The sequence below is a fragment of the Endozoicomonas euniceicola genome (genome assembly GCF_025562755.1).
Taxonomy (GTDB): domain Bacteria; phylum Pseudomonadota; class Gammaproteobacteria; order Pseudomonadales; family Endozoicomonadaceae; genus Endozoicomonas_A; species Endozoicomonas_A euniceicola.
In genome coordinates, this window is record NZ_CP103300.1 from 4,330,054 (window position 1) to 4,353,746 (window position 23,693).

Sequence of the window (23,693 nt, forward strand, 5' to 3'; positions counted from 1 at the left end):
GAACGGGAGTGAAGGGTGTTGCAGTTGACCCGTTTACTGAAAATCATTGGCGCTATTGCCCGCTATCGTCTGGATGAACTGGTGAACCCGGAGCGACTACCTTTTCTGGCAAGGTGGTTTGTCCGGTTGTTGCCGTGGCGTCTGTTTATTCATAACCATGACGCCAGAGGCGTTCGCCTGAGAAAATCACTGGAAGCTCTGGGGCCCATCTTTATCAAGTTTGGTCAACTGCTGTCCACGCGCCGTGACCTGCTGCCAGAAGATGTGAGTGACGAACTGGCGCTATTGCAGGACCGGGTGCCACCTTTTCCCGCCAGTGAGGCGGTAGACATTATTGAAAGAGACCTTGGCAGGCCGGTCGATGAACTCTTTGTCCGCTTCGATCATGAACCCATGGCATCCGCTTCGGTGGCCCAGGTGCATGGCGCGAAGCTGCACTCTGGCGAGGAAGTGGTGATCAAGGTTATCCGGCCTGATATTGAAAAGGTGATTCGCAAAGACATTGCCCTGATGTATCTGTTCAGCCGCATTCTGCTGACCCTGGTTCGGGAGGCCAGGCGCTTACGGCCCATGGATGTCATCAGGGATTATGAACGAACTATTCTGGATGAGCTGGACCTGCTGCGGGAAGCGGCCAATGCTTCGCAGTTGCGTCGTAACTTTCTGGCATCCCCCTTATTGCATGTGCCGCAGGTTCACTGGGATTACTGTCGCTCAAGGGTGATGGTGATGGATCGTATCTATGGTGTCCCCATATCGGATATCAAAACCCTGAAAGCACGGGGTACCGATATGAAAAAGTTGGCGGAGCGCGGCACTGAAATCTTTTTTACCCAAGTGTTCAGGGATCGCTTTTTCCATGCGGATATGCACCCCGGCAATATTTTTGTGGATATCGATAATCCTGCGGAGCCTAAATACATTGGTATTGACTGCGGCATTATTGGGACACTGGAACCGGAAGATCAGTACTATCTGGCGGCGAACCTTCTGGCTTTCTTCAAGCGGGATTATCGCAAGGTGGCCCAGCTGCACGTAGATTCCGGCTGGATACCCTCAGATACAGCGGTTGGCGAGCTGGAAGCGGCTATTCGTACTGTGTGTGAACCCATCTTTGAGAAACCGTTAAAAGATATCTCCTTCGGGCATTTGCTGGTCAGGCTGTTTCAGGTTGCACGGCGGTTTAACATGGAGGTTCAGCCACAACTGGTACTGCTGGAAAAAACCCTGCTGAATGTGGAAGGGTTGGGGCGGCAGCTCTATCCTGATCTGGACTTGTGGGCAACCGCCCAGCCGTTTCTGGAAAAATGGATGAAGGATCAGGTAGGGCCGCTGGGAATTGCCAAATCCATTAAAAAGAATGCGGCAGACTGGATGCTCAGTGTGCCGAATATGGCTCAGAATGCCCTGGGCAGCCTGAGACAGTTGTCTGAGCATCAGCAGAACATGATGGACATGTATAAGCAGGCCGAACGTCGCAAGACATGGCTAAAATGGTTGGGGACTGGTCTGGTGCTGGCTGGTGGTGCCTTGTTGTTTGAACCCGGCTGGGCCAGTGTCATCCCCTGGCAGGGCGTTATGATGGGAGGGGCGGGTGTATGGCTTCTGAGTCGTTGATTGAGCAGAGTGATCGTCACTGGCTGGACACGGTTCGCTGGAACAATGATGGCCTGGTGGCCGCCATTGCCCAGGACTGGAAAACCGGCAAGGTGCTGATGCAGGCCTGGATGAACCGGGAAGCACTGGCACTAACGGTAAAGGAACAGCGTGGCATATACTGGTCCCGCTCCAGAGGGAAACTGTGGCGCAAGGGTGAGTCATCCGGTCATGTGCAGTGGCTAAAAGAGTTGCGACTGGATTGCGACAGAGACTCTATTCTGATGCTGGTGGAGCAGGTGGGTGGAATGGCTTGTCATACGGGGCGTGAGTCCTGTTACTTCAGCCGTCTGGAACAGGGTCAGTGGGTGACAGTGGAACCTGTTTTGAAAGATCCGGAAGCGATTTATGGGAGAAACGGGGAGACAGGCCGTGAGTGATGTGCTGGATCAGCTGGCAAAGGTTCTGGAACAGCGACGTACCGCAGAAGCGGATGCTTCCTATGTAGCCAGCCTGCACAAGGCCGGGCTGGATAAAATTCTTAAGAAGGTTGGAGAAGAGTCGGCGGAAACCATTATTGCTGCCAAAGCCTGTGAAGCCGGCGGAGCAAAGTCGGACCTGGTCTATGAAACGGCTGACCTCTGGTTTCATTCGCTGGTCATGCTGTCTCATCTTGGCCTGTCCCATGACGATGTATTGCAGGAGCTGGAACGCCGTTTTGGTTTGTCCGGACTGGAAGAAAAGGCTTCCAGGGGGCAGTAGCTCGATTAACTTGATTGAAAAGGAGGAAGTAATTATGGGCGTAGGTGGAATCAGCCTGTGGCAATTGTTAATCATTCTGCTGATTGTGGTCATGCTGTTTGGCACCAAAAAGCTGAGAGGGCTGGGTGGCGATCTTGGCAGTGCCGTCAAGGGCTTTAAGAAAGCAATGAACACCGATGAAAGCAGTAAAGAGCAGGATGTAAAGAGCGTGGAAGCGGAGCACAGGAAAGATCAGGCAGATGCCTCTTTTGATGATGAAAAGGGCAGGAAAAACGGCTGATCTTTTTATCAATATAAACCTGGCGAGGTAACGGGTGCTGGATATTGGTTTCACAGAACTTCTGCTGACTGCGGTGATCGCTCTGGTGGTACTGGGGCCAGAGCGACTTCCTGCTGTGATTCGGACCACTGCTTACTGGGTTGGCAATCTGCGACGCAGCTTTCAAAACGCAAAGGAGGAACTGGAGCGTGAATTGAATGTCGAAGAGATGAAACGACAGATTCACAATGAAAATGTCATGCGGGAGCTGGAGAAAACCAAAGCCTCTCTGGATGAATCCCTGAGTGACCCGGAAGCCACTCCAGCCAGTAAAACCAGTGAAGGCCATTCAGACAACAAAACATCCCCCTTATGAGCAGCTTATGAGCAAAAAAGAGCAGCCACTGGTTCAGCACCTGCTGGAGTTACGTCGCCGGATACTACACAGCCTGCTGGTGATTGGGGTCGTCTTTATTGGCCTGTTCTGGTTTGCCAACGAGATTTACCTGTACGTGTCCGAACCCCTGCGAACCCATTTGCCGGAAGGCAGCACCATGATTGCGACTGAGGTGGCTTCGCCGTTTCTGGCACCGTTCAAGCTGACGCTGGTGCTCTCTTTTTTTCTGGCTATTCCTTATGTTCTGCACCAGTTCTGGGCGTTTATCGCGCCGGGCCTGTATAGCAGCGAAAAGCGCCTGGCGATTCCCCTGCTGGTGGCCAGCGTGGTGCTGTTTTATCTGGGTATGGCGTTTGCCTATTACGTGGTGTTTCCGCTGATTTTTGCTTTCTTTACCAGTGTAGGGCCTGAGTCGGTCACGGTGATGACTGATATCAATAGCTATCTGGAGTTTATTCTTAAACTGTTTTTTGCCTTTGGGCTGGCGTTTGAAATACCGGTGGCGACCATTCTGATGGTCTGGTCAGGTATGACCACCGTTGCAAGACTGCAAGCCAAACGACCTTATATCATCGTGGGTTGTTTCGTTATAGGTATGCTGCTGACACCGCCGGACGTGATCTCTCAGTCGTTACTGGCGATTCCCATGTGGCTGCTGTTCGAAGTGGGCATTGTTTTTTCAAAGCTGAAGCCTTCCGTTTCTGACTAACCCGTTCTGTCAGTGCTTTGACTGCTTTTCCAGACTGTTTTTTCATGGCAGGAGTCAGTCATGCAATTGGCAGCCTGTGCGGCTCATATTTGTCTATTGTGTTTATGTGATAGCTACATAAATGAGCTGCAGTACTCAGGGAGGAAGTATGTCATATCCCCAGCCTTCAGGCAGTAAACCATCGGGTCAGAATGCCGAACGAAAGATTACCCGGGAATTTAATCCCTTTGAAGTGCCTTTCGAGGTGATTCTGCATGAGCTGAATACTATTGCCAGGGAATTCTGTCTAACACCGCTGCAATCGCTTCTGTCCGAAGGGTTTGAAGACCTTGATGATCTGAAAGCCGCTATTGCTGAAATGGATGACAGGCAGCTGGCACGCAGGCTGCTCGCCGAAATTGACATCATCATTGATGAATACCGCAAAGGTGTAGCCCTTCTCTGAGATCAGAAGGGCGAAACCTTGTTTATGGCTGCTTACGCTTTCTTTTTTTGAGATACGCCTGATAAAGTTTGAAGGCTGTATCCAGTTGTTCTTTGGAATATCCCTTTTTTAACAGAGCTTGATGGATTTTTTCTTTCGCCATACCTTTATTGATATTGGTTTTAAATGTATTGGCCAGCCGGTTAATGATTTTCTGGTCATCACCTGTCTGTGCATTTAAGTCATAGCCTTTTTCATCTTCCGGAACTTGTTTTTTAAAGAACGTGTAGTTCTCTGTTTTGCCTTCGTAATCAAGGTAGTGGGTCACTTTTGCCCGTAAATCTTCCTGAATATCGTCGGGACGGGTGAGCGCTATGTAAAAGGTTGTGAAATAAGAGGTTTTAACAATGTCGACAATGGAAGTGAACAGCGAAGACAGAACAAAACTGATGAATAATAAAATAAATATTGGCAGTGTATTAACAACAATCTCATTGTTTTCTGTCAGAATCATCCAGCTTTCCGGAAACAGAGAGTGACCCAGATAGCCAACACCTGCGCCCAAAGCCAGAGCAGGGAGAAACAGTACCAGAGAAAGGGAGCCAATAAGGCTGCCTATCAGGTCAATACCCAGTACGCCTGCCAAAGCTCCCGGTATGTTTTTCTTGAGAAGGGATAGTTTCTCCGGAATTTGTCGAATAGTTGACTGATCAATCACGATAGCAGGCAGGGAGAAATTTTTTACCAGGTCCCAGACTTCACTGAAAACGTCAAACAGGAGGTTGATGAAAAAATTACTGCCTGTATTTGATTCGCTGTCAGATTCTTCAGAGCTTTTTGACTTGATCAGGTAATCAATCATTGAATAGAGAAATAAAGAGAAGCCCATGCCTTTTATAGCCCTGGCACCACTGGGTATGTCTGTGTCCTTTCCTTGCAAAATATCGTAAATCATCCATGAGCCAACGGCTTTGTAACGCATTTGAATAAATGAAAATACCGGCCCGGCCATAAGAGTCAGCAGAATTAACAGCATTCCTGTCAAATAGTCCTGTGCTATCAGAAAGTAATAGACACAGGCAAGGCACATTGTCATGGCTATGGTTTTGAACAGGGTCATGCGGAAAGCCAGTTTAAAGATGTCAGCGTCTTTGCCCAGTAAACTGACGCTGCCGGTCAGCAGACCTTTAATATCCTTGCCCTTTGCCCCCAGTCCGGATGACAGCGTGTCAGAAAATCCCTTTATCATGTTCGTGCTCCTGTAGAACCTTATTTCCCTGCTGACGTTATTATAGTTACAAGCCTTTTCAGGCTGCCTCTCTAAAGCAAAATCTACTGTTCTGTCTGCGGGGAAGCGGGGAAGTGGCTCTCGACGCCATAGAATCTGAGCGAGTCAGTACAGAAATACTGGCTTTTAATTCCATTTTTCGTAGTCGTATAAAGGTCGGGAGTTGCTGAGGGGGGGGAGCCATTGCAATTTTCAGAACTGCACAATGAAAGAGCTGACCCTGATTTTTTCCTAAAGCCCTGATGTAACCCTATGTGGCGAGGTGGAATGCGATGAAGTCTACATAGATAGTCGCAGGTCACAAAGGTTGTCCGGAAGAGGTGAAAAAAAGGACGCTACAGCAAACCGAAAGACTGGGGTTACGGTCACAAATCGGTTTGCCGCAGTGATAGTGTATACGCTCGTGATGAAGACAATGATGGCTTCCATGAAATTCATGTGAACACGATGGAAGGTTTCTGGTCGCTATTGCGATTCTGGCTGCGCCCTTATCGGAGTATATCACAAGAGAAGCTTCCGCTGTATCTGAGCTTCTTCGAGTGCCTGCACAACGTCAGGAGAGGTGGTAGGAGGTGTTTCTGGGTAGCTCCCCGGAATCCATCAAGAGCCTTTTCCATATGCTACTTTTAAAAGCCAAAGCAAAGGCAGTAAAAATATGAATAAAAATGAATTGTTTTTTTGTGCTTTTTTCACCCTCTATTCGATAACAGGTTTTGCGGGTGTTAATTGTGAACAGTGTGGGCATGAGTATGAAGGAGAAAGTTGTCCGTATGAGGAGCAGCACCGACTTTTGTCTGACCAGCTAGAAGCACTTATAGGTAGTGAGAATGAAAGTACTTCAGAAGCTCGCTCGATGATTAGTGGTGATCGCTTTAACCACTTTTACCTTGATCTGGGCTCGGGTTCACTGCTCATGGTGAAGTACTTGCCGGGTGAGAATCCTTTTATGTTATTTAATGCACCTAGCACACCGCCTCATGAGTTAAGACAACAATGTAATAATCTTAGAGATGAAGCCAACAAATATTTTCCAGGTTCTTGGGAGTGGAAAAGTATCTGGCAACAAGCATACGAATTTACATTAGAACACTCCTACAATGTCCATTGCCTTTTTTTTGGAGTGCAAGCATTAACCAGATTACAAAGATTCAATGAGGCTCTGGCACTGCTCGAACGTATAAGAAATGAACCTATCTCACAAACAGATGCCAAATTTATTGAGTGTATTAATAAACAAGAAGCTTTCATTTACTGCTGTATTAAAAATTATGGTCATAATTAGAATCATAACCCACTTGGGCCCTTGCAGACTGTAGATTTGGTACATATGTTTAGCACAAAAAAACAGGGGTTTTTGAGTATGTACAATTTTTTCTGATGAAAGTAGCTAAAGTTAAGTTGGTACATGCTTGATTGGGTGATCACTATGGGCTGGAAATTCGTCTTTAAAACAAACAGTTATATTACAGTTGGAGTCAAGTGGAGGCGGAAAAAAACTGGCTCAGAAACTCACTGGGAAAGTCATGGAGGGCATAGGGGTATATGTGTTCCTATGTTAGCCAAATGGCTACAAAAAAGTATTCCTTTGGGGTATAGGGGCATTCGGTTTGCCAGTGAACTTCGCTTGGGGGCCAGAGATTTTCATTTTGTCAGTGAGCTGCAAGCTTCCAGTTTAATGGGAATTACCCACTCAGCTTTCTCGGTGCAAAAATCAGCCTTCGGCTTAGTCCCTGAGCGGCCATTTCATAACGTAGTTGCTGTGTTCAACGTTTATGATTTGTTTGTCAAAGACTATGCAGCGGAGGGAGCATACTTTTTCAATTTAACAGCAATGTTTGACAAGGTATGTTTCAATTATGGGTATTTCGCACTTATCATGATTAATCTCAACCCCTGTAATTCTGTGGGCCATACCATAGGCTTTCGTCATGACTATCAAATTTTCCAGATGTTTGATCCTAATTTAGGCTTAATTGAGTACTCTGATGAAGAAAGCTTTAGAAAAAATGTCCAGTTTAATTTTCTTACAAATGAAGTTTACTATCGTTATATTCGGTGCAGTAAACATAATTACTGGGTGCTGCTAGAGATAGATCGCATCTCTTAGTAGAGTCTACACATCAAACAAGTACAATGGTGCTTTTTGTTTGATCCTTAATTCAAAACCCACTGAAATCATTACCTCCACGAACACTACCTTACCCTTTGTTCTCATCATTTGCGCTGGCAGTTTTTGCAGGAATAACACTGACGGTCGGGCTGTGACTCATCTTTACCCTGAAGGGTAATGTTATCACTTCCGCAGTGCGGGCAGGTTACACCATCAGGCCAGCGAAACTGGCGTATACGTTCGTAGCATTTGGCGTTGTCAAGGAGATCATACAGCTTCATAGTAAGGCTGTTTACGCCGAAGTACTCGCTACTTGTAGTCAGGGAAACCGCACTAATGACAACTCCCCGGAATCCATCAAGAGCCTTTATAAAAGTATGACAACCTATGCAAACCACAAGATATGGCAGGATGTGTATAGGCCGACTTCGTCCGGTGGCGAAGTTTATCTCAAACTGACAGTGACTGATGATGTACTCGTCGTGTCCTTCAAGGAGTTATAGGCATGAAATGTCCAGTATGTTCTGAAGCAGATTTAGTACGCGACACTCGTGATCTGCCTTATACCTACAAAGGGGAACGGATTTCTATTCCGGATGTTAGAGGCGACTACTGTTCTGCCTGCGGGGAAGTAGTTCTCGACGCCGTGGAATCAGAGAGAGTCAGTACAGAAATGCTGGCTTTTAATAAACAGGTCAATGCTGCTATCGTTGATCCTGAATTCATTGTCAGCGTACGCAGAAAGCTGTCCCTTGATCAGAAAGAGGCTGGAGAAATATTTGGTGGCGGAGTGAATGCTTTCTCCCGGTACGAGAATGGTAAAACCAAGCCACCACTTTCTCTGGTAAAGCTGTTTAAGCTGCTGAACAATTACCCTGAGCTGTTATCTGAAATACGTCATTAGCAATATCGTCGTAAACCCTCGCCCAATGCGGGCGGGGATATAAGACGGGAAGGCGCAGAGCCTTCCGCCATCAATCTGGTGTACTCTGGCTATTAACGTAGTCCTTCAGAGTCTCGATAGTTGCACCGCCAGCACTGCAAGCAAAGTAAGACCTTGACCACATTAAGCCTGCTTTGCTCTGAGCAGTAAGGTGGGTATTCAGCATTCGCAACCGTCTTGATGATGTTGATTTGAGATTATTTACCATGACACTGATAGCCAGTTTTGGTGGGTAGGTCACCAACAGGTGTACGTGATCTTTTTCGCCATCCATTTCAAGTAACTGGCATTCCAGTTTTTCACATGCACTCTCGAACGACTCCCGTAACTGCTTGATCATATAGCCATCAAAAAGCTTTCGTCTGTACTTTGTCGTGAACACCAAATGAATAACCAGCTTGGTAACGCTATGTCGTTTGCGAAGATACCCTTTAAGTAAATCTTTATTGTGTGCGCTCACTTGAAAACCTCTTTCAAATACCTGTAATATGAAGTTTATATTAATGAGCACTGAAATAACGTTCCATGCTGAGAGCCACCAAAGTACGAATCTATCCAACATCAGAGCAGGCGGAATTTCTCGACCGTCAGTTTGATGCTGTGCGGTTCGTATGGAACAAGGCCCTGGCTATTAAGGTTCATTATTACAAGGTTCGTGGGCAGAGCCTTTCTCCCAAAAAACACCTGAAGCCCTTGCTGGCAAAAGCCAAGAAAAGCCGAAAGTACTCATGGCTGAAAAACGCTGACTCTATTGCACTGCAACAGGCCACTATCAATCTGGATACGGCCTTTCAAAACTTTTTCAATCCCAAATTGCAGGCAAGATTTCCTCGCTTCAACCTAAATTCAGCGGTTAACCCCTGAGCTAAACTCTAACCCTCAACAATATTGAGGGCTCGAAGATGGTTCGACCACCAAAACCCACTCCCCCAAAGGGTGAGTTGTCTGAAATGAAAAAAGATCCCTTATCCGTCAAACTCGAAGTCGATTCTTTCGACGGTAAAATTCATGTCGAGTGGGAGCCTGAAGCATCGGTCACCCCAATGGGACAGCTTCCTTTTTTTATACAGTTTTTAAAAACAGGTCACCGATTTGAACCCTGGATTAACGATTGCCCACTAACTTATAAAAGCCCAAACGCCCCTCAAAAAGTGGATGTGATTGGCTCATTAATGCTTTCCATTCTTTCAGGACATAAACGCTATGCGCATATCGGAACAATTATTGGTGATAAAGTAAACGCTCAGTTGCTCGGGATGAAAAAAATTGTCAGCGATGATTCTGCCAGGCGTGGTTTAAAGAAGATTGACGAAGATGAAGGCGTTGAATGGATGCAAAAACACCTCCATCTCTGTTTTGATCCGTTATTAACCATTCCATGGATTATGGATGTTGATGTTACCGTGAAAACCATTTATGGGCATCAGGAAGGAGCGGTTAATGGCTATAACCCACATAAGAAAGGGAGACCCTCTCATACTTACCACTCATATATGATGGCTAATCTTAAATTAATACTGGAGGTTGAAGTCAGACCCGGAAATCAAAGTCAAAGTAAATACTCTTTACCCGGTTTAATGGAGCTATTAAATCGACTTCCAAAACGCTGCTGGCCTGAATTTGTTCGTGGTGATTGTGATTGGGGAAGTGACCGGGTAATGAGCGAATTGGAAGATGCTGGTTGTCATTATCTTTTTAAAATGAAGAAGCACGACAACGTTAAGAAAGCCATAGGGAATGCACACTGTAGCGGAGGATGGGTAAAATACGACAACCATTGGGAGGGAAAAGAATCCGTAATTAAACTGTCAGGTTGGAAAAAAGAAAGACGCATAATTATTGTTCGAAGACGGCGTCCTGAAAATGAAATACCGATGTTGGAAAAAGGAATAAAAGAACGTCAACAAACGTTAGCATTAATAGAAGAGCCAGAAAATATAAAAGCTTACGAGTATTCGGTTCTGGTCACATCTCTTGATAATGATATAGTCTCGATCATTAATCATTATCGCAATAGGGCTGACTGTGAAAATAACTTTGATGAAATCAAAAACCAATGGGGCTGGGGCGGTTATGTAACAAAAGATATGGCAAGATGTCGAATGCTGGCCCGAATGGTTGCCTTGGTTTACAACTGGTGGACGCTATACGTTCGATTGAGTAATCCGGACTCCCATAAAGAATCAATTACCAGCCGTCCCTTATTAATGAGTTCAATTGGCAAGCTGACCCACTCTGGCAACCAAAAGAAAATAAAGCTGACAAGCCAGCATCGATGGATGTATAAAATTGCGAAATTACAAAGTGAACTGTGTGATTTTTTTGATTCAATCAAAAGTATCGCACCGCAGTTGAATCCAATTAACGCATGGTGTCGTATTTTAACGAAAGCGGTCTCAAAATTTTTGAAAAAAGGGCAGGTTATTACGATGCAACCATTAATTCGATCGGGCTAATGACTTAAAAAAACGCTGCTCAGAACCGTGAGAAGCTATTCCTAATGGCATGGCTCAGTGGCGTTCAACTGCTGAATTTAGGTTCAAGAAAAAGCATGGCAAGCAAAGTAGCTACCATTGTACGTCTGTCTCTGTGGGCGATAACTGGATAAAAATCCCCAAGTGCAAGCCCATAAGGGCTAAAGTGCATCGTGAAATAGTGGGTAAGGTGAAGTCTATCACCCTGAGCAGAACGCTAACCGGCAAGTATTTTGCCTCCATATTGGCTGATGATACCCAGGAACAACCAAAACAGATTGATAATCTTGAAGCTAATCAGGTTGTCGGTGTTGATATGGGGATTACTGATCTGGCTATCACCAGTACCGGCCATAAGACTGGCAATCCTCGCTTTCTGAAAAAAGCACAACGTAACCTGAAAAGAAAACAACAGGCTCTATCTCGCTGCAAGAAAGGCTCAAAAGGTAGGCACAAAGCCCGTTTATTGGTGGCAAAGGCGCATGAGCGTGTAGCCTTTGCCCGTAATGATTTTCAGCATAAGCTATCAAAACAACTCATCGACGAAAACCAAGCGGTGATTGTGGAGACACTGAAAGTTAAAAACATGCTCAAGAACAAGCGTCTTGCTCGTTCTATTGCTGATGCTGGCTGGCATTCACTGATAACCAAACTCGAATACAAGGCAAAGCAGGAAGGTAAACATCTGGTGAAGATAGACCAGTGGTTTGCATCCTCTAAAACTTGCTCAGTCTGCGATTTGAAACAGGAAAAAATGCCATTGAGAATCCGATCATGGGAGTGTAGCTGTGGTGCTATCCATGACCGGGATATTAATGCAGCTCGCAATATCAAGAAGCAAGGCATATTGAAATTAAAGGCGGAAGGACTGTCCGTTTCTGCTGATGGAGGCTTGCGTAAATCCGGCAGACTGTCGGTTGCTGCCTAAGAAATCAGAAGCCTCACCCGATAGGGTGGGGAGCAGTCACTGGACAGACCACTGGCTTTCAGAGCCTCTTCCATCAGCTGATCGTCAATAACGATATTGGTTCTCATGATTATCACCAATGTGTATGATTATCTTTTATTTTGTGTATTGTAGCGCACTTTACTGATTCTTCAGCAATACCCTCTGAAGTCGTTATTGCTGCGGACACTGCCGTAGCCTTTGTTCTCATCAAACGTCCGGGTATCCTTGCCTGTCTTCATATGCCAGTGCTTCAAAATAGATAGACTATTTTGTTTTTGTTGCTTTTCCCGGACAATAGGCACCCCGTTCCGACCGCTTGACTGACTTTACACATTTATGAATTTACTGTTGCTGACCCCTGACGACTTTGTATCTGACTCTCTGGTTAAACTGCAGGGGCGACAGTTGCAACACGTACTGAGCGTTCATCAGGCAAAGGAGGGTGACACGCTGCGGGTTGGTCTGGTCAACAGTCTGATGGGGGAAGGAATCATCACTGCTTTGTCGACTGATGCTATGGAAATGGATGTGACCCTGACAGAACAGCCGCCAGCGGCCTTGCCTCTCACCGTATTGTTGGCGCTGCCCAGGCCCAAGATGTTGAAACGCAGCCTTCAGCATCTAACCGCCCTTGGGGTGAAGCGCATAGTCTTAATGAACAGCTACCGGGTTGAAAAAAGCTTCTGGCAGTCGCCCTGGCTGTCGGAAGAAAAGGTTCATGAACAACTGGTGCTGGGGCTGGAGCAGGCTCGTGACACGGTATTGCCGGAAGTGATTCAGGAAAAACGCTTCAAACCGTTTGTGGAAGACCGGCTGCCCGGTATGGTCGCAGGCAAGCGGGGCATGGTGGCGCACCCGGTGGGAGGCATTTCCTGTCCACACCAGGTTTCGGATGAAGTGGTACTGGCGATTGGCCCGGAAGGTGGGTTTATACCTTACGAGGTTGAAAAGCTGGAGGAAGCGGGTTTTGAACGCATTCACCTAGGATCAAGGATTCTCAGGGTAGAAACGGCAGTAACGGCTATCACGTCGAAACTTTACGACTAGCCCTGCTTGGCGTTATTGTTGGAAAAGTTGTCACCTTCTTTTTAAACAACTCTAACTATGGCCCGCTTATGTGCGTACACAGAAAAGGATTTGCTGTTGCGCTGATCATACTGTTGCTGTCGTCTGGTCAGGCACTCTCCGCCGATAAACAGATTCTTCTGAATGAACTCTATGATAACGCCCGTCTTGAGCGTCAGCTGGACTGGATACGTGCCAGCATGACCCTGGAGACAGGGAAATACACCTTGCCGGAAGTGGTTGTCAAGACAGTCAATCAAGTGGTCGAGGTTCGCTATAGTGCATCATTTTACCGGTCGTCCATGCTGGCAACGCTGGATGAGGCGTTGAGTGTCGGAGAGTTGTTGCGGCTTCTGGACTGGTATAATTCCAATCTGGGTCAAAAGGTGCTGTCCCTTGAAATGGCGGCCAATGACCCTGCCAACCGTTTGCGTATGCAGGGGTATATTGAAGAAAGGCTGGGACAGCAGTTACCCCGCACCAGCCGGATTCGCCTGATTGAAGAGCTGATGGAAACCATGGATGCCGAAGAGCTGGGTACTGAACTGGTCGCCAGTGCGTCTGTGGGGGCTCAGCGCCTGCTGCGGGAAATCATGCCGATGCAGGAAGGGTATGCCGTGCGGCCGCCGGAAATTCTCAAGGCCAGAGAAAAACCGGCCATACGCAAAGGCATCAGTGATGAGATGCGTAACCTCTACCTCTACACTTATCGCAGCCTGCCGGATAACGAGATCAGGGCTTATCTGGATTTCGCCCGGTCAACCGCCATGCAGAACTTCCAGCGGGGGCAGATGCAGGCGATGGCTCGGATGTTGTGAAAACCATAAGCGGATAGCTGGCTCTTTGACCACGATGTCGTCAGGCTTCCGGCAGCCAATCCTCCTGCATGATCTGATCGAAACTCCAGGGGCAGGTGTCGGGGTAAGATTGCTCGTTGAGCTGATACTTTTTTAACAGGTATTTGTTCATTTCCCGAATGGCTCCTGATTTGGCATCGGGATAGCTTTCATGAACGGCATCATCCTGCTCGTGTTGCAACGAAGGGTTTTTCCGTATCAGTCGGCTGATTGCCATTCTTGCCTGTGAAATGCTGTCGTACCAGCTACGGAACTCTTTGGGTTCAAACAGGTTAGGGTTAATGACATAAGTCTGATACTGATATTTGAGCAGGTGAAGCAGAAGAATGACCAGATGCGATTCCAGCGTATTGCGCTCACTTCTGCCCATATCGTCAACTTCCTCGATAAGACGCTTAAGGTCGAGCTGGTCAAACCGCTTGTGGATCAGGTGCTGTTTTTGCTGTTCTTTCCAGCGATAAAAATCGGTGTGGTACAGGTTGTCCATGATGAAGCCCTCCGTCTGCACTTCCACTTTAGACAGATAGCTAAAAGGAAGCAAAAATGAATTACGTCATCTCCTGAGGATCAACATCCAGCGTCCAGCGCAGGTGTCTTGGCAGTTTTAAACCGTCCAGATAACCCACCAGATCGTTCAGAACCCGATGCAGAATGGGGCGTTCGCTGGACTGTAACAGCAGCTGCTGGCGGAAACGCCCCTGACGTTTTTCCATAATCGCAGGCAGAGGCCCCAGCGGGGTAAGCGCCGACATCTCTCCAAAGTGTTGTAAGACACGCTCCCGTAACTGTTTTAATAAAGCCAGTCCGTCCTGTGTATAGGCGGATTCGGTTCGAAATACGGCCAGATAGCCACAGGGCGGCAGGCACAAATGTTGTCGTTCACTGAACAGGCTGTTGGCAAAGCGTGTGAAATCATTCATTGATATCATCTGCAAGGCCGGATGCTGGGGATTATGCGTCTGGATAATCACATGACCGGGCATCTGCCCACGACCTGAACGCCCTGCCACCTGCATGATCAGTTGCCCGGTTTTCTCCAGTCCCCGGAAGTCGGAACTGAACAGCCCGCCGTCCGCATTGATAATGGCAACCAGCGTAACCCCCGGAAAGTGATGGCCTTTGGCGAGCATCTGAGTACCCAGAAGAATGCAGGGCTTGCCTTCATTGATCTGATCCAGCAGCGCAGGCAGAGCGTCTTTCCGGCGGGTGGAGTCCCTGTCCACCCTTAACACGGGATAATCAGGAAACAGTTGTGATAACACCTGCTCACTGCGTTCAGTCCCCTGACCGGCCGGTTGCAGTTTTTTGCTGTGGCACGCAGGGCAGGCCCAGGGGATAGCGGTCTGGTAATCGCAATGGTGACAGTGCATGTGCGGTGGCTGGCGGTGCAGGGTCATGTGAGCGTCACAGTGCGGGCAGTCGGAAATAGTGCCACAGTCATGGCAGATCAGGGACGGTGCATACCCCCGGCGATTCAAAAACACCATCACCTGATGCCCCTGCTGCAAAGTACGCTGCATACGGTCAAGGATCGGCTGGGCAAAGCCATCGGTCAGCAACTGCTGGCGAATATCCAGCAATTCAATGGTTGGGGCTTTGGCGCCACCGGCGCGGCTTTTCATCTGGAGGTGACTGTAACGGCCAGTGCGAGCGTTTTGCAGGCTTTCCAGTGACGGGGTGGCAGAGCCGAGGACGACCGGGCAGTCTGCCATTTTAGCGCGGTAAATAGCCAGATCCCTGGCATTGTAGCGCAGGGTGTCCTGCTGTTTATAAGAACCGTCGTGTTCTTCATCAATAATGATCAGCCCCAGCTTCGGCATGGGGGTAAACACGCCGGAACGTGTGGCAATCAAAATACCTGCGCTGGTTCGGCTGGCTGCCAGCCAGGATTGCAGACGTTCCCCGTCGCTCAGGCCAGAGTGGATACACACCACCGGAACCCTGAAGCGCTTTCTGAATCGTTCAATGGTTTGCGGTGTCAGGCCAATCTCTGGCACCAGCACCAGAGCCTGTCTTCCAGCCTTCAGGGTGGCGGCAATGGCCTGTAAATAAACTTCGGTTTTACCGCTGCCGGTAACACCTTCTAACAGTACCGGATGGAAGGAGGGGGTCTCCAGAATACCTTCCAGGGCAAACTGCTGCTCCGGGTTGAGCGTCAGGGGAGCCTGCCTTAGAAGCGGGCTGACTGAATCACTCGCTGAATCACTCGCTGAATCAAAAGGTTTGTTATGGACTTCCAGCTCGTAACAGCTGACCAGTTGTTTTTTAGCCAGATTGGTCAGTATGGTTTTGCTGATACCCGCTTCTTTCAGTTCCACCTCACTGATGCCTTGCGGAGCCGTGTGGATTAATTCCAGAGCCTGTAACTGGCGTTTTGCACTTTTCAGTTGTTTTCTCAGGGCATCGTTCAGTTCGCAGGTACTTTTCCAGAGTGTAATGGTGCCTGCTGAAGCCGGTTTTCCCTGCCTGAGAGCCTGAGGCAGGGCGAGGGATAAGGTTTCGCCCAGGCTGTAATGGTAATAGCCGGCTGCCCAGCGGCACAGGCTCATAATGTTTTCAGGCAGGACCGGGCTGTTCTCGAGAATGCCGCTGGCATGACGCAGTTTGTCAGGCGGGCAGTCGGACTGGTCTTTTATCGCTTCAATAATGCCCAGCATTCTGCGGGGGCCAAACTGAACCTGAACCCTCATGCCCGGTTGCAAAAGGGCTGGATCAACCCCCTTGGGCGGCAGATAATCAAACAGCTGACGCAATGGCGTAGGAACGGCAATGCTGAGAATGATGTCGTTGCTGGAACTCATGAAGCGGACTCTTGACTGGTTCTGGCAGTTTACCCTGAGTCTGATGCGGGTTGTACCCTCAATGTCCGTGAATCCGGTGGCAGCCCTTGAACCGTAAGGGCGGCAGGGGAGGTTTGCTTGACTCCGATACTCTGGTATGATTCGCCCTCAATTTCCAGGGGTTGGTGTTTTCACACTGAAAATACCAGCTTGCTTGTGTGCGGTGCTGTTCCATAACCGACATCATAGTTATGCTGTATAGCTATGCTGTCGGCGCTGTGCAGTGGCGGCATGCGTTTTTTGAGGTAGATATCATGAAGCCGGAAATCCATCCGAACTACGAACAGATCGAAGTTACCTGCTCCTGCGGTAACAAAATCCAGACTCGCTCCACTCTGTGCAAGGAACTGCAGATTGAAGTGTGCTCCAAGTGTCACCCATTCTACACCGGCACTCAGAAAGTAATGGATACCGGCGGCCGTATCGAGCGCTTCAACAAGCGTTTCGGCAAGCTCAGCACTCGCAAGTAATTGTGAGTATGCCTACCCGGAGCAGATTCAACCCCGCATTCGTTCGGGGTGTTCTGCCCGGGGGTAGGCAGCTGTTAAAGCAGCGAGTAAAAAAGGCGCTTTACCATTGGGTAAGCGCCTTTTTTTTGGGTTGTACTTCGGTACCTTTTTTATGGGCTGAAGTGGATGTGCAATCCAACTGCTTTATTAAGGGCAGATCAGAAGCTGTTGTCTGGGACTATATCGTTGATGGCGATACTCTCTGGCTCCGGGATGGCAGAAAAGTACGCCTCGCTTCTGTGAATGCTCCCGAAGTCGCACATGATGGACTGGCTCCTGAACCTTTCGGTGATCAGGCGACCAACGCCCTGCGTGAATTGTTGAGAAGTTCTTCCAGGTTGCAGATGCAAAGAACTGAGCGTGGGGAGGATCAGCATGGCAGAGTGCTGGCGCATCTGTTTATGCCGGACGGTCGCTCTGTAGAAGCCATAGTGCTACAAAAAGGACTGGCTTTCCAGCTGTTTCCCGATGTCCACAACGCCTATAACCGCTGTTTTTCCGAACGGGAAAACGATGCCCGAAAGGCGGGGCGTGGCGTGTGGTCAAAGCAGCCTGTTCTTGATATTACCCGGCAACCCATGACTGCGGGCTTTCATCTGGTCAGCGGTATTATTATGGCGGTTAGCGCACCCCGTGACAGTGATTACTACTGGGTTGACCTCAACGGGCCTCTGGTGCTGAGGGTACTTAAGTCCGGAGCCGATGAACGCTGGCTGAGAAATGCGATTGGCCGGAAAATTGAAGCCCGGGGCTGGGTGATGGAAAGCTCCCGACGCAAGCGTGGATCAAAAAAGTACAAACCCTGGGTTATGGGTATCTACCACTCCCTTGCCATTAAGCGCATTAATTAATGGGATGCTAAGGGGGAGTATGCCACTGGGCAATCGTTCTGGTCACTTCTTCATACATCAACTGCCTGAGCCAGATATGGCCGGAATCCCGCATAAATCGCTCATGCCAGATGAGAGAATAAGTTATCTCCTCCTGCTTCGCAGGGAAAGAGAGAATTTTCAGGCCATGATCCGTCGCACAACTTTTTGCCAGGCCGTAGGGAACGGTCAATATCAACTCGGTATCTGCCACCAGGGCAAATGCAGCGACAAAATGTGGCACCCTGAGAGCAATTCTTCGTTGTAAACCGTATTTCTCCAGTGTGTAGTCGACAAGCCCTTTTCGCTCACCTCCCATGGTTATCAATGCGTGGGAAGCATCAGCATAGGCTTGAAGCGTGAAGTCCCCCTGTAACAAAGGATGGTTCCGACTCATGACACAGACAAACTGGTCTTTACCCAGGCCTCGCCCGTGAACCGCAGCAGGTGCATCGCTGACAGCGCAGGTCGAGATATCAATGTTTTGCTGGTCAAGCTCATTAATCAGGTGTTCATGCCAGGGGATGATCTCCAGGTCAACTCCGGGAGCTTCACGATGGATGCGACGGATTACCGGAGGAATAAAGATTTGTGCGCCATAGTCTGTTGTCGACAAGCGGAACAGGCGGTTGGTCGACGCAGGATCAAACTCAGCTGGTGCAATCAGTTGACCAATGTCTGAGAGCGAAAGTCGTAACTGCACCGCCAGTGCTTCAGCCCTCGGGGTTGGGTTAAGCCCTTTTGGAGTCCGGGTAAAAAGCGGATCATTAAAGAGTTTGCGGAGTCGACCAAGGCTCCTGCTGATTGCCGACTGAGACAGATTTAACTTGCCGGCGGCCCTGGTGACATTACGCTCCTCAAGAAGCACATGCAGTACAGGCAAAAGATTAAGATCGCTCCCTGACAATCTATCAGGCATAGCTCACTCCAATATTGTGCAAATGCATTAAGAATATTCCTTGCAAGTTGATTAAGTGTTTCTGCGCCCTCTGGTATGAGCTGCTCAATTTTAAATTAACGCTAATTCTTACGACTTTAGACGTATATTGAACGAAGCGGGCTTTGGTTTCTATTATCCATTATCCGGAGTATTACCTGAACGCATAATGTGTATTCTTTAGATGTATTTGAAGCGTGGCAAACAGAAGAGTAAATTCGCATCTAAACACGATCAGAGTCGAGTAATAAAAAACTGAGGTGACTGTTATGTACATTAAAAATAATCAGGAAATCCATTTACAACGCCGTCCGTCAGGTATGCCTGTTGCAGAAGACTTCAAACTGGTTTCAACGCCTGTTGCGGAAGTGAAAAAAGGTGAAGTGCTGGTCAAAAACCTGTGGATGTCAGTCGACCCCTACATGCGTGGTCGTATGATTGAACGCAAAAGTTATGTAGCGCCATTTGCACTGGGTGCCGTACTGGAAGGGGGGGCGGTTGGTGAAGTGGTCGAGTCTGATAATCCGGCCTTCACCGTCGGGCAGAAGGTTGCTCACATGAGTGGCTGGCGGGAATATTACATCAGCAAGGGCGAAGACCTTCAACCTCTGCCTGAATCTCCGGTTCCTGAGCAGGCGTTTCTCGGCGTACTCGGTATGCCTGGTATGACCGCCTATACCGGTTTGTTAAAAATTGGCGAACTGAAAGAAGGCGACAATGTTTTTGTTTCCGCCGCTTCTGGTGCCGTGGGGTCGATTGTCTGCCAGATTGCCAAACTCAAAGGCTGTTTTGTCGTTGGCAGTGTCGGCTCCGACGTTAAGGCTGAGTACCTGACCAGTGAGCTGGGTGTTGACGCAGCCATTAACTATAAAACCAGCGAAGACCTGTCTGCTGATCTGAAAGCAGCTTGTCCAAACGGAATTGACGTGTATTTTGAAAATGTTGGTGGCGCGCATCTGGAAGCGGCTCTCAATGTAATGAATGACCATGGACGTATTGCAGTCTGTGGCATGATCGATCAATACAATGCTGAGGCTCCGGTACCGGGCCCGACCAATCTGGCACAGATTATTATTAAGAAACTCAAGGTTCAGGGCTTTATTGTCTTTGAGCACTGGGATGAATACCCCGCTTTTGTGCAACAAATGAGTCAGTGGATTCTTGAAGAAAAGATTCACTATCGGGAAACCGTTTATGAAGGCATTGAGTCTGCGCCTGAAGCCTTTATGGGATTATTTAGCGGCAAAAACACTGGCAAGATGCTGGTAAAGCTGGCCTGAGAGACGACAAATGAATAACTTTACTTTCCATAATCCGACCCGCATTCATTTTGGTAAAGGTCAGATCGCCACTATTGCCTCTGAAATACCGGCTGATGCCCGTGTATTAATCACCTATGGTGGCGGTAGCATCAAAAAGAACGGAACTCTTGACCAGGTGCTGAAAGCACTGGAAAACCATACAGTACAGATGTTTGGCGGTATTGAGCCAAACCCGACTTACGAAAACCTTATGCAGGCTGTGGAACTGGCTCGCAGGGAAAAGATCGATTTCCTGCTGGCTGTTGGTGGTGGCTCGGTGATTGACGGCACCAAGTTTATAGCGGCCGCCATTCACTTTGAGGGCGACCCGTGGACCATTCTCAGTGAAGGCGCTGAACTGGGCAAAGTGGTACCCGCCGGGAACGTGCTGACCCTGCCCGCAACCGGCTCTGAAAGTAATAGTGGCTCGGTGGTTACCCGCAGGGAAACCAGAGACAAGCTGGCCTTTTTGAACCCACTGGTTTATCCGCGCTTTGCCGTTCTTGACCCTGAAACCACCTACAGTCTGCCAGCGGGTCAGTCAGCAAACGGGGTCGTTGACGCTTTTGTCCATATTATGGAGCAGTACCTGACGGTTCGTGACAGCGCTTATGTGCAGGATCGCTATGCAGAAGGCCTGTTAAGCACCCTGATCAGCGAAGGACCGAAGGTATTAAAGCAACCGGAAGACTATCAGGTTCGCTCCACCATTATGTGGGCTGCCAACCAGGCCTTGAATGGACTGATTGGTCAGGGGGTTCCCCATGACTGGGCGACTCATATGATTGGTCATGAAATTACAGCCCTGCATGGTGTTGATCATGCCAGAACACTGGCGATTGTCCTGCCATCGCTGATGGAAGAAATGCGCGAACAGAAAGCTGAAAAGCTTCTGCAATACGCTGCAAGAGTCTGGGATATTCAGCAGGGGAGTGAGGGCGAAAGGATCAGTCTGGCTATCAGTAAAACCCGGAATTTCTTTGAGTCAATGGGAATTAAGACTCGCCTGAGCGATTATGGCATGACACAACAGGATATTCCGATACTGGTTGATCAGCTGGAAAGGCACGGGATGACAGCACTTGGCGAGAAGAAAAATATAACTCTGGAAGTATCCGGAAAAATATTAAGAAATGCTTTGTAATAACAACCCAGGAGTATAATTATGATAAAAATTCATCATCTGAAGCAGTCACGATCCACCCGTATTATCTGGTTACTGGAAGAGCTGGGAGTTGAATACACCGTCGTCTCTTATGACCGGGACCCGGCTACCCGGCTGGCTCCGGCTGAGATGCGGAAGATTCACCCACTGGGTAAGGCTCCCATTGTCGAAATAAACGACAATGTAATGGTTGAGTCCGCAGCGATTATTGAGTACCTGCTCGACCAGTATGCCCCTGATTCTCTGCGCCCTGCAAAAACAGACGCTGATTACCCTGACTATTTGCAGTGGCTGCATTTTGCCGAAGGCTCTGCGATGCTGCCGGTTATACTCAACCTGTTTCTGGGCAGTATTGAAGATAAAAGCGCACCTGTATTTGGCTATGCACATAAAGAAGCCGAACTGGATTTTAGTTACATCAACCAGACACTGGCTGATTCCAGTTATTTCTGCGGTAAAGACTTTACCGCTGCTGATATTATGATGAGTACAGCCTTGATGCTTGCTCAGATGCAGGGAATTATTGCCGGTTATCCACATATTCAGGCTTACCTGAAGCGTATTCAACAACGTCCCGCCTTTATTAAGGCCGCATCGTTTGACTGATCTCAGAAGGGGGAGGGTTGTGACTCCCCCCTTCTTTCCAGCTTGATTTATCGGTTGTTCCCGCATCCTAAAAAAGCATGACTCGTAAAAGTTGGTGAAATTGTATTTAAACCGTTGCAGTGATAAGTAATTCGGTTCCATTTCGTGGAATTTGATCTGTATATATACTTTTCTTAACCAACCTGAGCTTGTTCGCAAAATGGGGTTCCTATATTCTGCCTTTTCGATATCAATCAAAGTAATTTGAACTTTTCGTTGATTGAAGCTCTCCCTGTTCTTGAGTAGGTTGGACCAGAAACATTATGAAGCAAGCGGCTCTTGATTATCACGCTCTCCCTAAACCCGGCAAAATTGAAATTGCGCTGACCAAATCAGCGGAAACGGCCAGAGACCTTTCCCTGGCCTACAGTCCGGGTGTTGCGGAGCCTGTACGTGAAATCGCTGCTGATCCTGAAAACGCTTACAAATACACCGGCAAAGGCAACCTGGTGGCGGTCATCAGTAATGGGTCCGCTATTCTGGGGCTGGGTAATCTTGGCGCTCTGGCGAGTAAACCGGTGATGGAAGGTAAGGCGTTGCTGTTTAAACGCTTTGCCGGTGTAGACTCCATTGATATTGAAGTGGAATCAGAAAGTGCTCAGGCGTTTATTGATACCGTAAAACGTATTGCCTGTAGTTTCGGCGGAATCAATCTTGAAGATATTAAAGCACCAGAGTGTTTTGAAATTGAACGACGCCTGATAGAAGAATGCGACATCCCGGTATTCCATGATGACCAGCACGGAACCGCCATTGTAACGGCTGCCGGTATGTTGAATGCACTGGATATTGCCGGCAAAAAAATAGAAGAAGCCAAAATGGTTTGCCTGGGGGCTGGCTCTGCGGCCATTGCCTGTGTCAAATTGCTGATCAGCTGTGGCATGCGACCGGAAAACATTCTGATGCTGGACAGTAAAGGGGTTATCCACACTGGCCGTGATGACCTGAACCAGTACAAAGCCCTGTTTGCAGTAGACACCGACCGTCGTCAACTGGATGATGCTATTGTGGGTGCCGATGCGTTTCTTGGGCTTTCCGGCCCTAACCTGCTGTCTGCCGAACAGCTGCAAACCATGGCAGAGCATCCGATTGTCTTTGCCTGTGCTAACCCTGATCCTGAAATTCATCCTGAAGTGGCGAAGGCAGCTCGTTCTGATGTGATTATGGCGACCGGCCGTTCTGATTTCCCCAATCAGGTCAACAATGTTCTGGGCTTCCCGTTTATTTTCCGAGGCGCACTGGATGTACGCGCGACCCGCATTAACGAAGCCATGAAAGTGGCAGCGGTGAATGCGATTCGGGATCTGGCAAAAGAGGAAGTGCCACAGGAAGTCATGGATGCATACGACGGTATCCAGCTAAGTTTCGGACCGGGCTATATTATTCCAAAGCCAACCGATCCCCGCTTGTTGGGTAAGGTGTCTGCGGCAGTCGCTGAGGCAGCCATTGAGAGTGGCGTGGCGAAGCTGGGGTATCCGGCGCATTATCCGCTGACGTCTCTGGATGACGTTTGATCTTTCCGCACAGCTTGCTGCACATTACTCCGGGTTAACCTGATACCCGATACCCCGGAGTAGTTTGTTGGACGCCAATG

29 protein-coding genes are annotated in these 23,693 nt (G+C 48.5%); 22 read left to right on the forward strand and 7 right to left on the reverse strand.

What is annotated here, in order from left to right:
* Positions 1–15 precede the first annotated feature (15 nt).
* From ubiB to NX720_RS17395, 7 genes are all read left to right on the forward strand, one after another.
* Complete coding sequence (gene ubiB, locus NX720_RS17365; protein WP_262596249.1) at positions 16–1,617, forward strand: ubiquinone biosynthesis regulatory protein kinase UbiB; 1,602 nt, start codon at positions 16–18, stop codon at positions 1,615–1,617.
* Positions 1,599–2,036 (forward strand): phosphoribosyl-AMP cyclohydrolase, encoded by a 438-nt coding sequence (gene hisI, locus NX720_RS17370; RefSeq protein ID WP_262596250.1) that lies wholly within the window; start codon positions 1,599–1,601, stop codon positions 2,034–2,036. The genes ubiB and hisI overlap by 19 nt, the downstream gene beginning before the upstream one ends.
* Positions 2,029–2,358, forward strand: a complete 330-nt coding sequence (locus tag NX720_RS17375; RefSeq protein WP_262596252.1) for a phosphoribosyl-ATP diphosphatase — start codon at positions 2,029–2,031, stop codon at positions 2,356–2,358. The genes hisI and NX720_RS17375 overlap by 8 nt, the downstream gene beginning before the upstream one ends.
* A 34-nt stretch (positions 2,359–2,392) precedes the next feature.
* The gene (gene tatA / locus NX720_RS17380) at positions 2,393–2,638 is read left to right on the forward strand and encodes a twin-arginine translocase TatA/TatE family subunit (RefSeq protein WP_262596254.1); all 246 of its coding nucleotides are present in this window, start codon (positions 2,393–2,395) and stop codon (positions 2,636–2,638) included.
* Between the two features lie 34 nt (positions 2,639–2,672).
* Positions 2,673–2,993 carry a Sec-independent protein translocase protein TatB gene (gene tatB / locus NX720_RS17385; RefSeq protein WP_262596255.1) on the forward strand — a complete coding sequence of 107 codons (321 nt, stop codon included), beginning with the start codon at positions 2,673–2,675 and terminating at the stop codon, positions 2,991–2,993.
* 7 nt (positions 2,994–3,000) lie between these two features.
* Positions 3,001–3,723 (forward strand): twin-arginine translocase subunit TatC, encoded by a 723-nt coding sequence (gene tatC / locus NX720_RS17390; protein WP_262596257.1) that lies wholly within the window; start codon positions 3,001–3,003, stop codon positions 3,721–3,723.
* A gap of 148 nt (positions 3,724–3,871) precedes the next feature.
* Positions 3,872–4,168, forward strand: coding sequence for a hypothetical protein (locus tag NX720_RS17395; protein ID WP_262596258.1), 297 nt, complete (start codon positions 3,872–3,874; stop codon positions 4,166–4,168).
* 22 nt (positions 4,169–4,190) lie between these two features.
* Here NX720_RS17395 and NX720_RS17400 read toward each other — a convergent pair whose 3' ends face one another.
* A complete protein-coding gene (locus NX720_RS17400; protein ID WP_262596260.1) occupies positions 4,191–5,396 on the reverse strand; it encodes a hypothetical protein in 1,206 nt (401 codons plus the stop codon).
* Between the two features lie 694 nt (positions 5,397–6,090).
* Between NX720_RS17400 and NX720_RS17405 the strand changes: the two genes are divergently transcribed.
* Together NX720_RS17405 and NX720_RS17410 are read left to right on the forward strand one after the other, a co-directional pair.
* Positions 6,091–6,717 carry a hypothetical protein gene (locus tag NX720_RS17405; protein WP_262596261.1) on the forward strand — a complete coding sequence of 209 codons (627 nt, stop codon included), beginning with the start codon at positions 6,091–6,093 and terminating at the stop codon, positions 6,715–6,717.
* Between the two features lie 123 nt (positions 6,718–6,840).
* A complete protein-coding gene (locus NX720_RS17410) occupies positions 6,841–7,542 on the forward strand; it encodes a hypothetical protein (protein ID WP_262596263.1) in 702 nt (233 codons plus the stop codon).
* A gap of 107 nt (positions 7,543–7,649) precedes the next feature.
* Here NX720_RS17410 and NX720_RS27215 read toward each other — a convergent pair whose 3' ends face one another.
* Entirely contained in the window at positions 7,650–7,826 is a 177-nt protein-coding gene (locus NX720_RS27215; protein ID WP_404831004.1) for a transposase, read from the reverse strand.
* Between the two features lie 75 nt (positions 7,827–7,901).
* On the opposite strand from NX720_RS27215, the gene NX720_RS27220 reads away from it, so the two are divergent.
* Both NX720_RS27220 and NX720_RS17420 read left to right on the forward strand, forming a co-directional pair.
* Positions 7,902–8,048 (forward strand): type II toxin-antitoxin system MqsR family toxin, encoded by a 147-nt coding sequence (locus tag NX720_RS27220; protein ID WP_404831100.1) that lies wholly within the window; start codon positions 7,902–7,904, stop codon positions 8,046–8,048.
* A gap of 2 nt (positions 8,049–8,050) precedes the next feature.
* On the forward strand, positions 8,051–8,449 hold the full coding sequence (locus NX720_RS17420) for a type II toxin-antitoxin system MqsA family antitoxin (protein ID WP_262596264.1): 399 nt from the start codon (positions 8,051–8,053) through the stop codon (positions 8,447–8,449).
* 70 nt (positions 8,450–8,519) lie between these two features.
* Here NX720_RS17420 and tnpA read toward each other — a convergent pair whose 3' ends face one another.
* Positions 8,520–8,948 carry an IS200/IS605 family transposase gene (tnpA, locus tag NX720_RS17425; RefSeq protein ID WP_262595413.1) on the reverse strand — a complete coding sequence of 143 codons (429 nt, stop codon included), beginning with the start codon at positions 8,946–8,948 and terminating at the stop codon, positions 8,520–8,522.
* A gap of 65 nt (positions 8,949–9,013) precedes the next feature.
* Between tnpA and NX720_RS17430 the strand changes: the two genes are divergently transcribed.
* The 3 genes from NX720_RS17430 to NX720_RS17440 are packed head-to-tail and all read left to right on the forward strand — an operon-like array spanning position 9,014 to position 11,890.
* The gene (locus NX720_RS17430) at positions 9,014–9,352 is read left to right on the forward strand and encodes a helix-turn-helix domain-containing protein (protein ID WP_262596266.1); all 339 of its coding nucleotides are present in this window, start codon (positions 9,014–9,016) and stop codon (positions 9,350–9,352) included.
* Positions 9,353–9,390: 38 nt separating this feature from the next.
* The gene (locus tag NX720_RS17435) at positions 9,391–10,944 is read left to right on the forward strand and encodes a transposase (protein WP_262596267.1); all 1,554 of its coding nucleotides are present in this window, start codon (positions 9,391–9,393) and stop codon (positions 10,942–10,944) included.
* A 49-nt stretch (positions 10,945–10,993) separates the two neighbouring features.
* Entirely contained in the window at positions 10,994–11,890 is an 897-nt protein-coding gene (locus NX720_RS17440) for an RNA-guided endonuclease InsQ/TnpB family protein (protein ID WP_262596269.1), read from the forward strand.
* On the opposite strand, the gene NX720_RS17445 is transcribed toward NX720_RS17440, so the two are convergent.
* On the reverse strand, positions 11,887–11,997 hold the full coding sequence (locus NX720_RS17445) for a type II toxin-antitoxin system VapB family antitoxin (RefSeq protein ID WP_262596271.1): 111 nt from the start codon (positions 11,995–11,997) through the stop codon (positions 11,887–11,889). The two genes, NX720_RS17440 and NX720_RS17445, sit on opposite strands and share 4 nt — an antisense overlap.
* 250 nt (positions 11,998–12,247) lie before the next feature.
* Here NX720_RS17445 and NX720_RS17450 point away from each other — a divergent pair, with 250 nt between their 5' ends.
* Together NX720_RS17450 and NX720_RS17455 are read left to right on the forward strand one after the other, a co-directional pair.
* A complete protein-coding gene (locus tag NX720_RS17450) occupies positions 12,248–12,958 on the forward strand; it encodes a 16S rRNA (uracil(1498)-N(3))-methyltransferase (RefSeq protein WP_262596273.1) in 711 nt (236 codons plus the stop codon).
* 68 nt (positions 12,959–13,026) lie between these two features.
* Entirely contained in the window at positions 13,027–13,794 is a 768-nt protein-coding gene (locus NX720_RS17455) for a DUF2059 domain-containing protein (protein WP_262596275.1), read from the forward strand.
* Positions 13,795–13,834: 40 nt separating this feature from the next.
* Here the strand turns inward: NX720_RS17455 and NX720_RS17460 are convergent, their stop codons facing one another.
* Together NX720_RS17460 and NX720_RS17465 are read right to left on the reverse strand one after the other, a co-directional pair.
* Entirely contained in the window at positions 13,835–14,320 is a 486-nt protein-coding gene (locus NX720_RS17460; RefSeq protein WP_262596277.1) for a DUF29 domain-containing protein, read from the reverse strand.
* A gap of 61 nt (positions 14,321–14,381) precedes the next feature.
* Positions 14,382–16,634, reverse strand: a complete 2,253-nt coding sequence (locus NX720_RS17465; protein ID WP_262596278.1) for a primosomal protein N' — start codon at positions 16,632–16,634, stop codon at positions 14,382–14,384.
* Positions 16,635–16,927: 293 nt separating this feature from the next.
* Between NX720_RS17465 and rpmE the strand changes: the two genes are divergently transcribed.
* Together rpmE and NX720_RS17475 are read left to right on the forward strand one after the other, a co-directional pair.
* The gene (rpmE, locus tag NX720_RS17470; protein ID WP_262568742.1) at positions 16,928–17,143 is read left to right on the forward strand and encodes a 50S ribosomal protein L31; all 216 of its coding nucleotides are present in this window, start codon (positions 16,928–16,930) and stop codon (positions 17,141–17,143) included.
* 167 nt (positions 17,144–17,310) lie between these two features.
* Positions 17,311–18,033: a thermonuclease family protein gene (locus NX720_RS17475; RefSeq protein WP_262596279.1), complete on the forward strand. Its 723-nt coding sequence runs from the start codon at positions 17,311–17,313 to the stop codon at positions 18,031–18,033.
* Between the two features lie 7 nt (positions 18,034–18,040).
* Here the strand turns inward: NX720_RS17475 and NX720_RS17480 are convergent, their stop codons facing one another.
* Entirely contained in the window at positions 18,041–18,970 is a 930-nt protein-coding gene (locus tag NX720_RS17480) for a LysR family transcriptional regulator (protein ID WP_262596280.1), read from the reverse strand.
* Positions 18,971–19,257: 287 nt separating this feature from the next.
* Here NX720_RS17480 and NX720_RS17485 point away from each other — a divergent pair, with 287 nt between their 5' ends.
* The 4 genes from NX720_RS17485 (at position 19,258) to NX720_RS17500 (ending at position 23,613) form a co-directional block, all read left to right on the forward strand.
* Positions 19,258–20,268, forward strand: coding sequence for an NADP-dependent oxidoreductase (locus NX720_RS17485; RefSeq protein ID WP_262596281.1), 1,011 nt, complete (start codon positions 19,258–19,260; stop codon positions 20,266–20,268).
* Positions 20,269–20,278: 10 nt separating this feature from the next.
* On the forward strand, positions 20,279–21,433 hold the full coding sequence (locus NX720_RS17490; RefSeq protein ID WP_262596283.1) for an iron-containing alcohol dehydrogenase: 1,155 nt from the start codon (positions 20,279–20,281) through the stop codon (positions 21,431–21,433).
* A gap of 21 nt (positions 21,434–21,454) precedes the next feature.
* On the forward strand, positions 21,455–22,060 hold the full coding sequence (locus NX720_RS17495) for a glutathione S-transferase family protein (protein WP_262596285.1): 606 nt from the start codon (positions 21,455–21,457) through the stop codon (positions 22,058–22,060).
* Between the two features lie 302 nt (positions 22,061–22,362).
* Positions 22,363–23,613 (forward strand): malic enzyme-like NAD(P)-binding protein, encoded by a 1,251-nt coding sequence (locus NX720_RS17500; protein ID WP_262596286.1) that lies wholly within the window; start codon positions 22,363–22,365, stop codon positions 23,611–23,613.
* Positions 23,614–23,693: the final 80 nt, after the last annotated feature.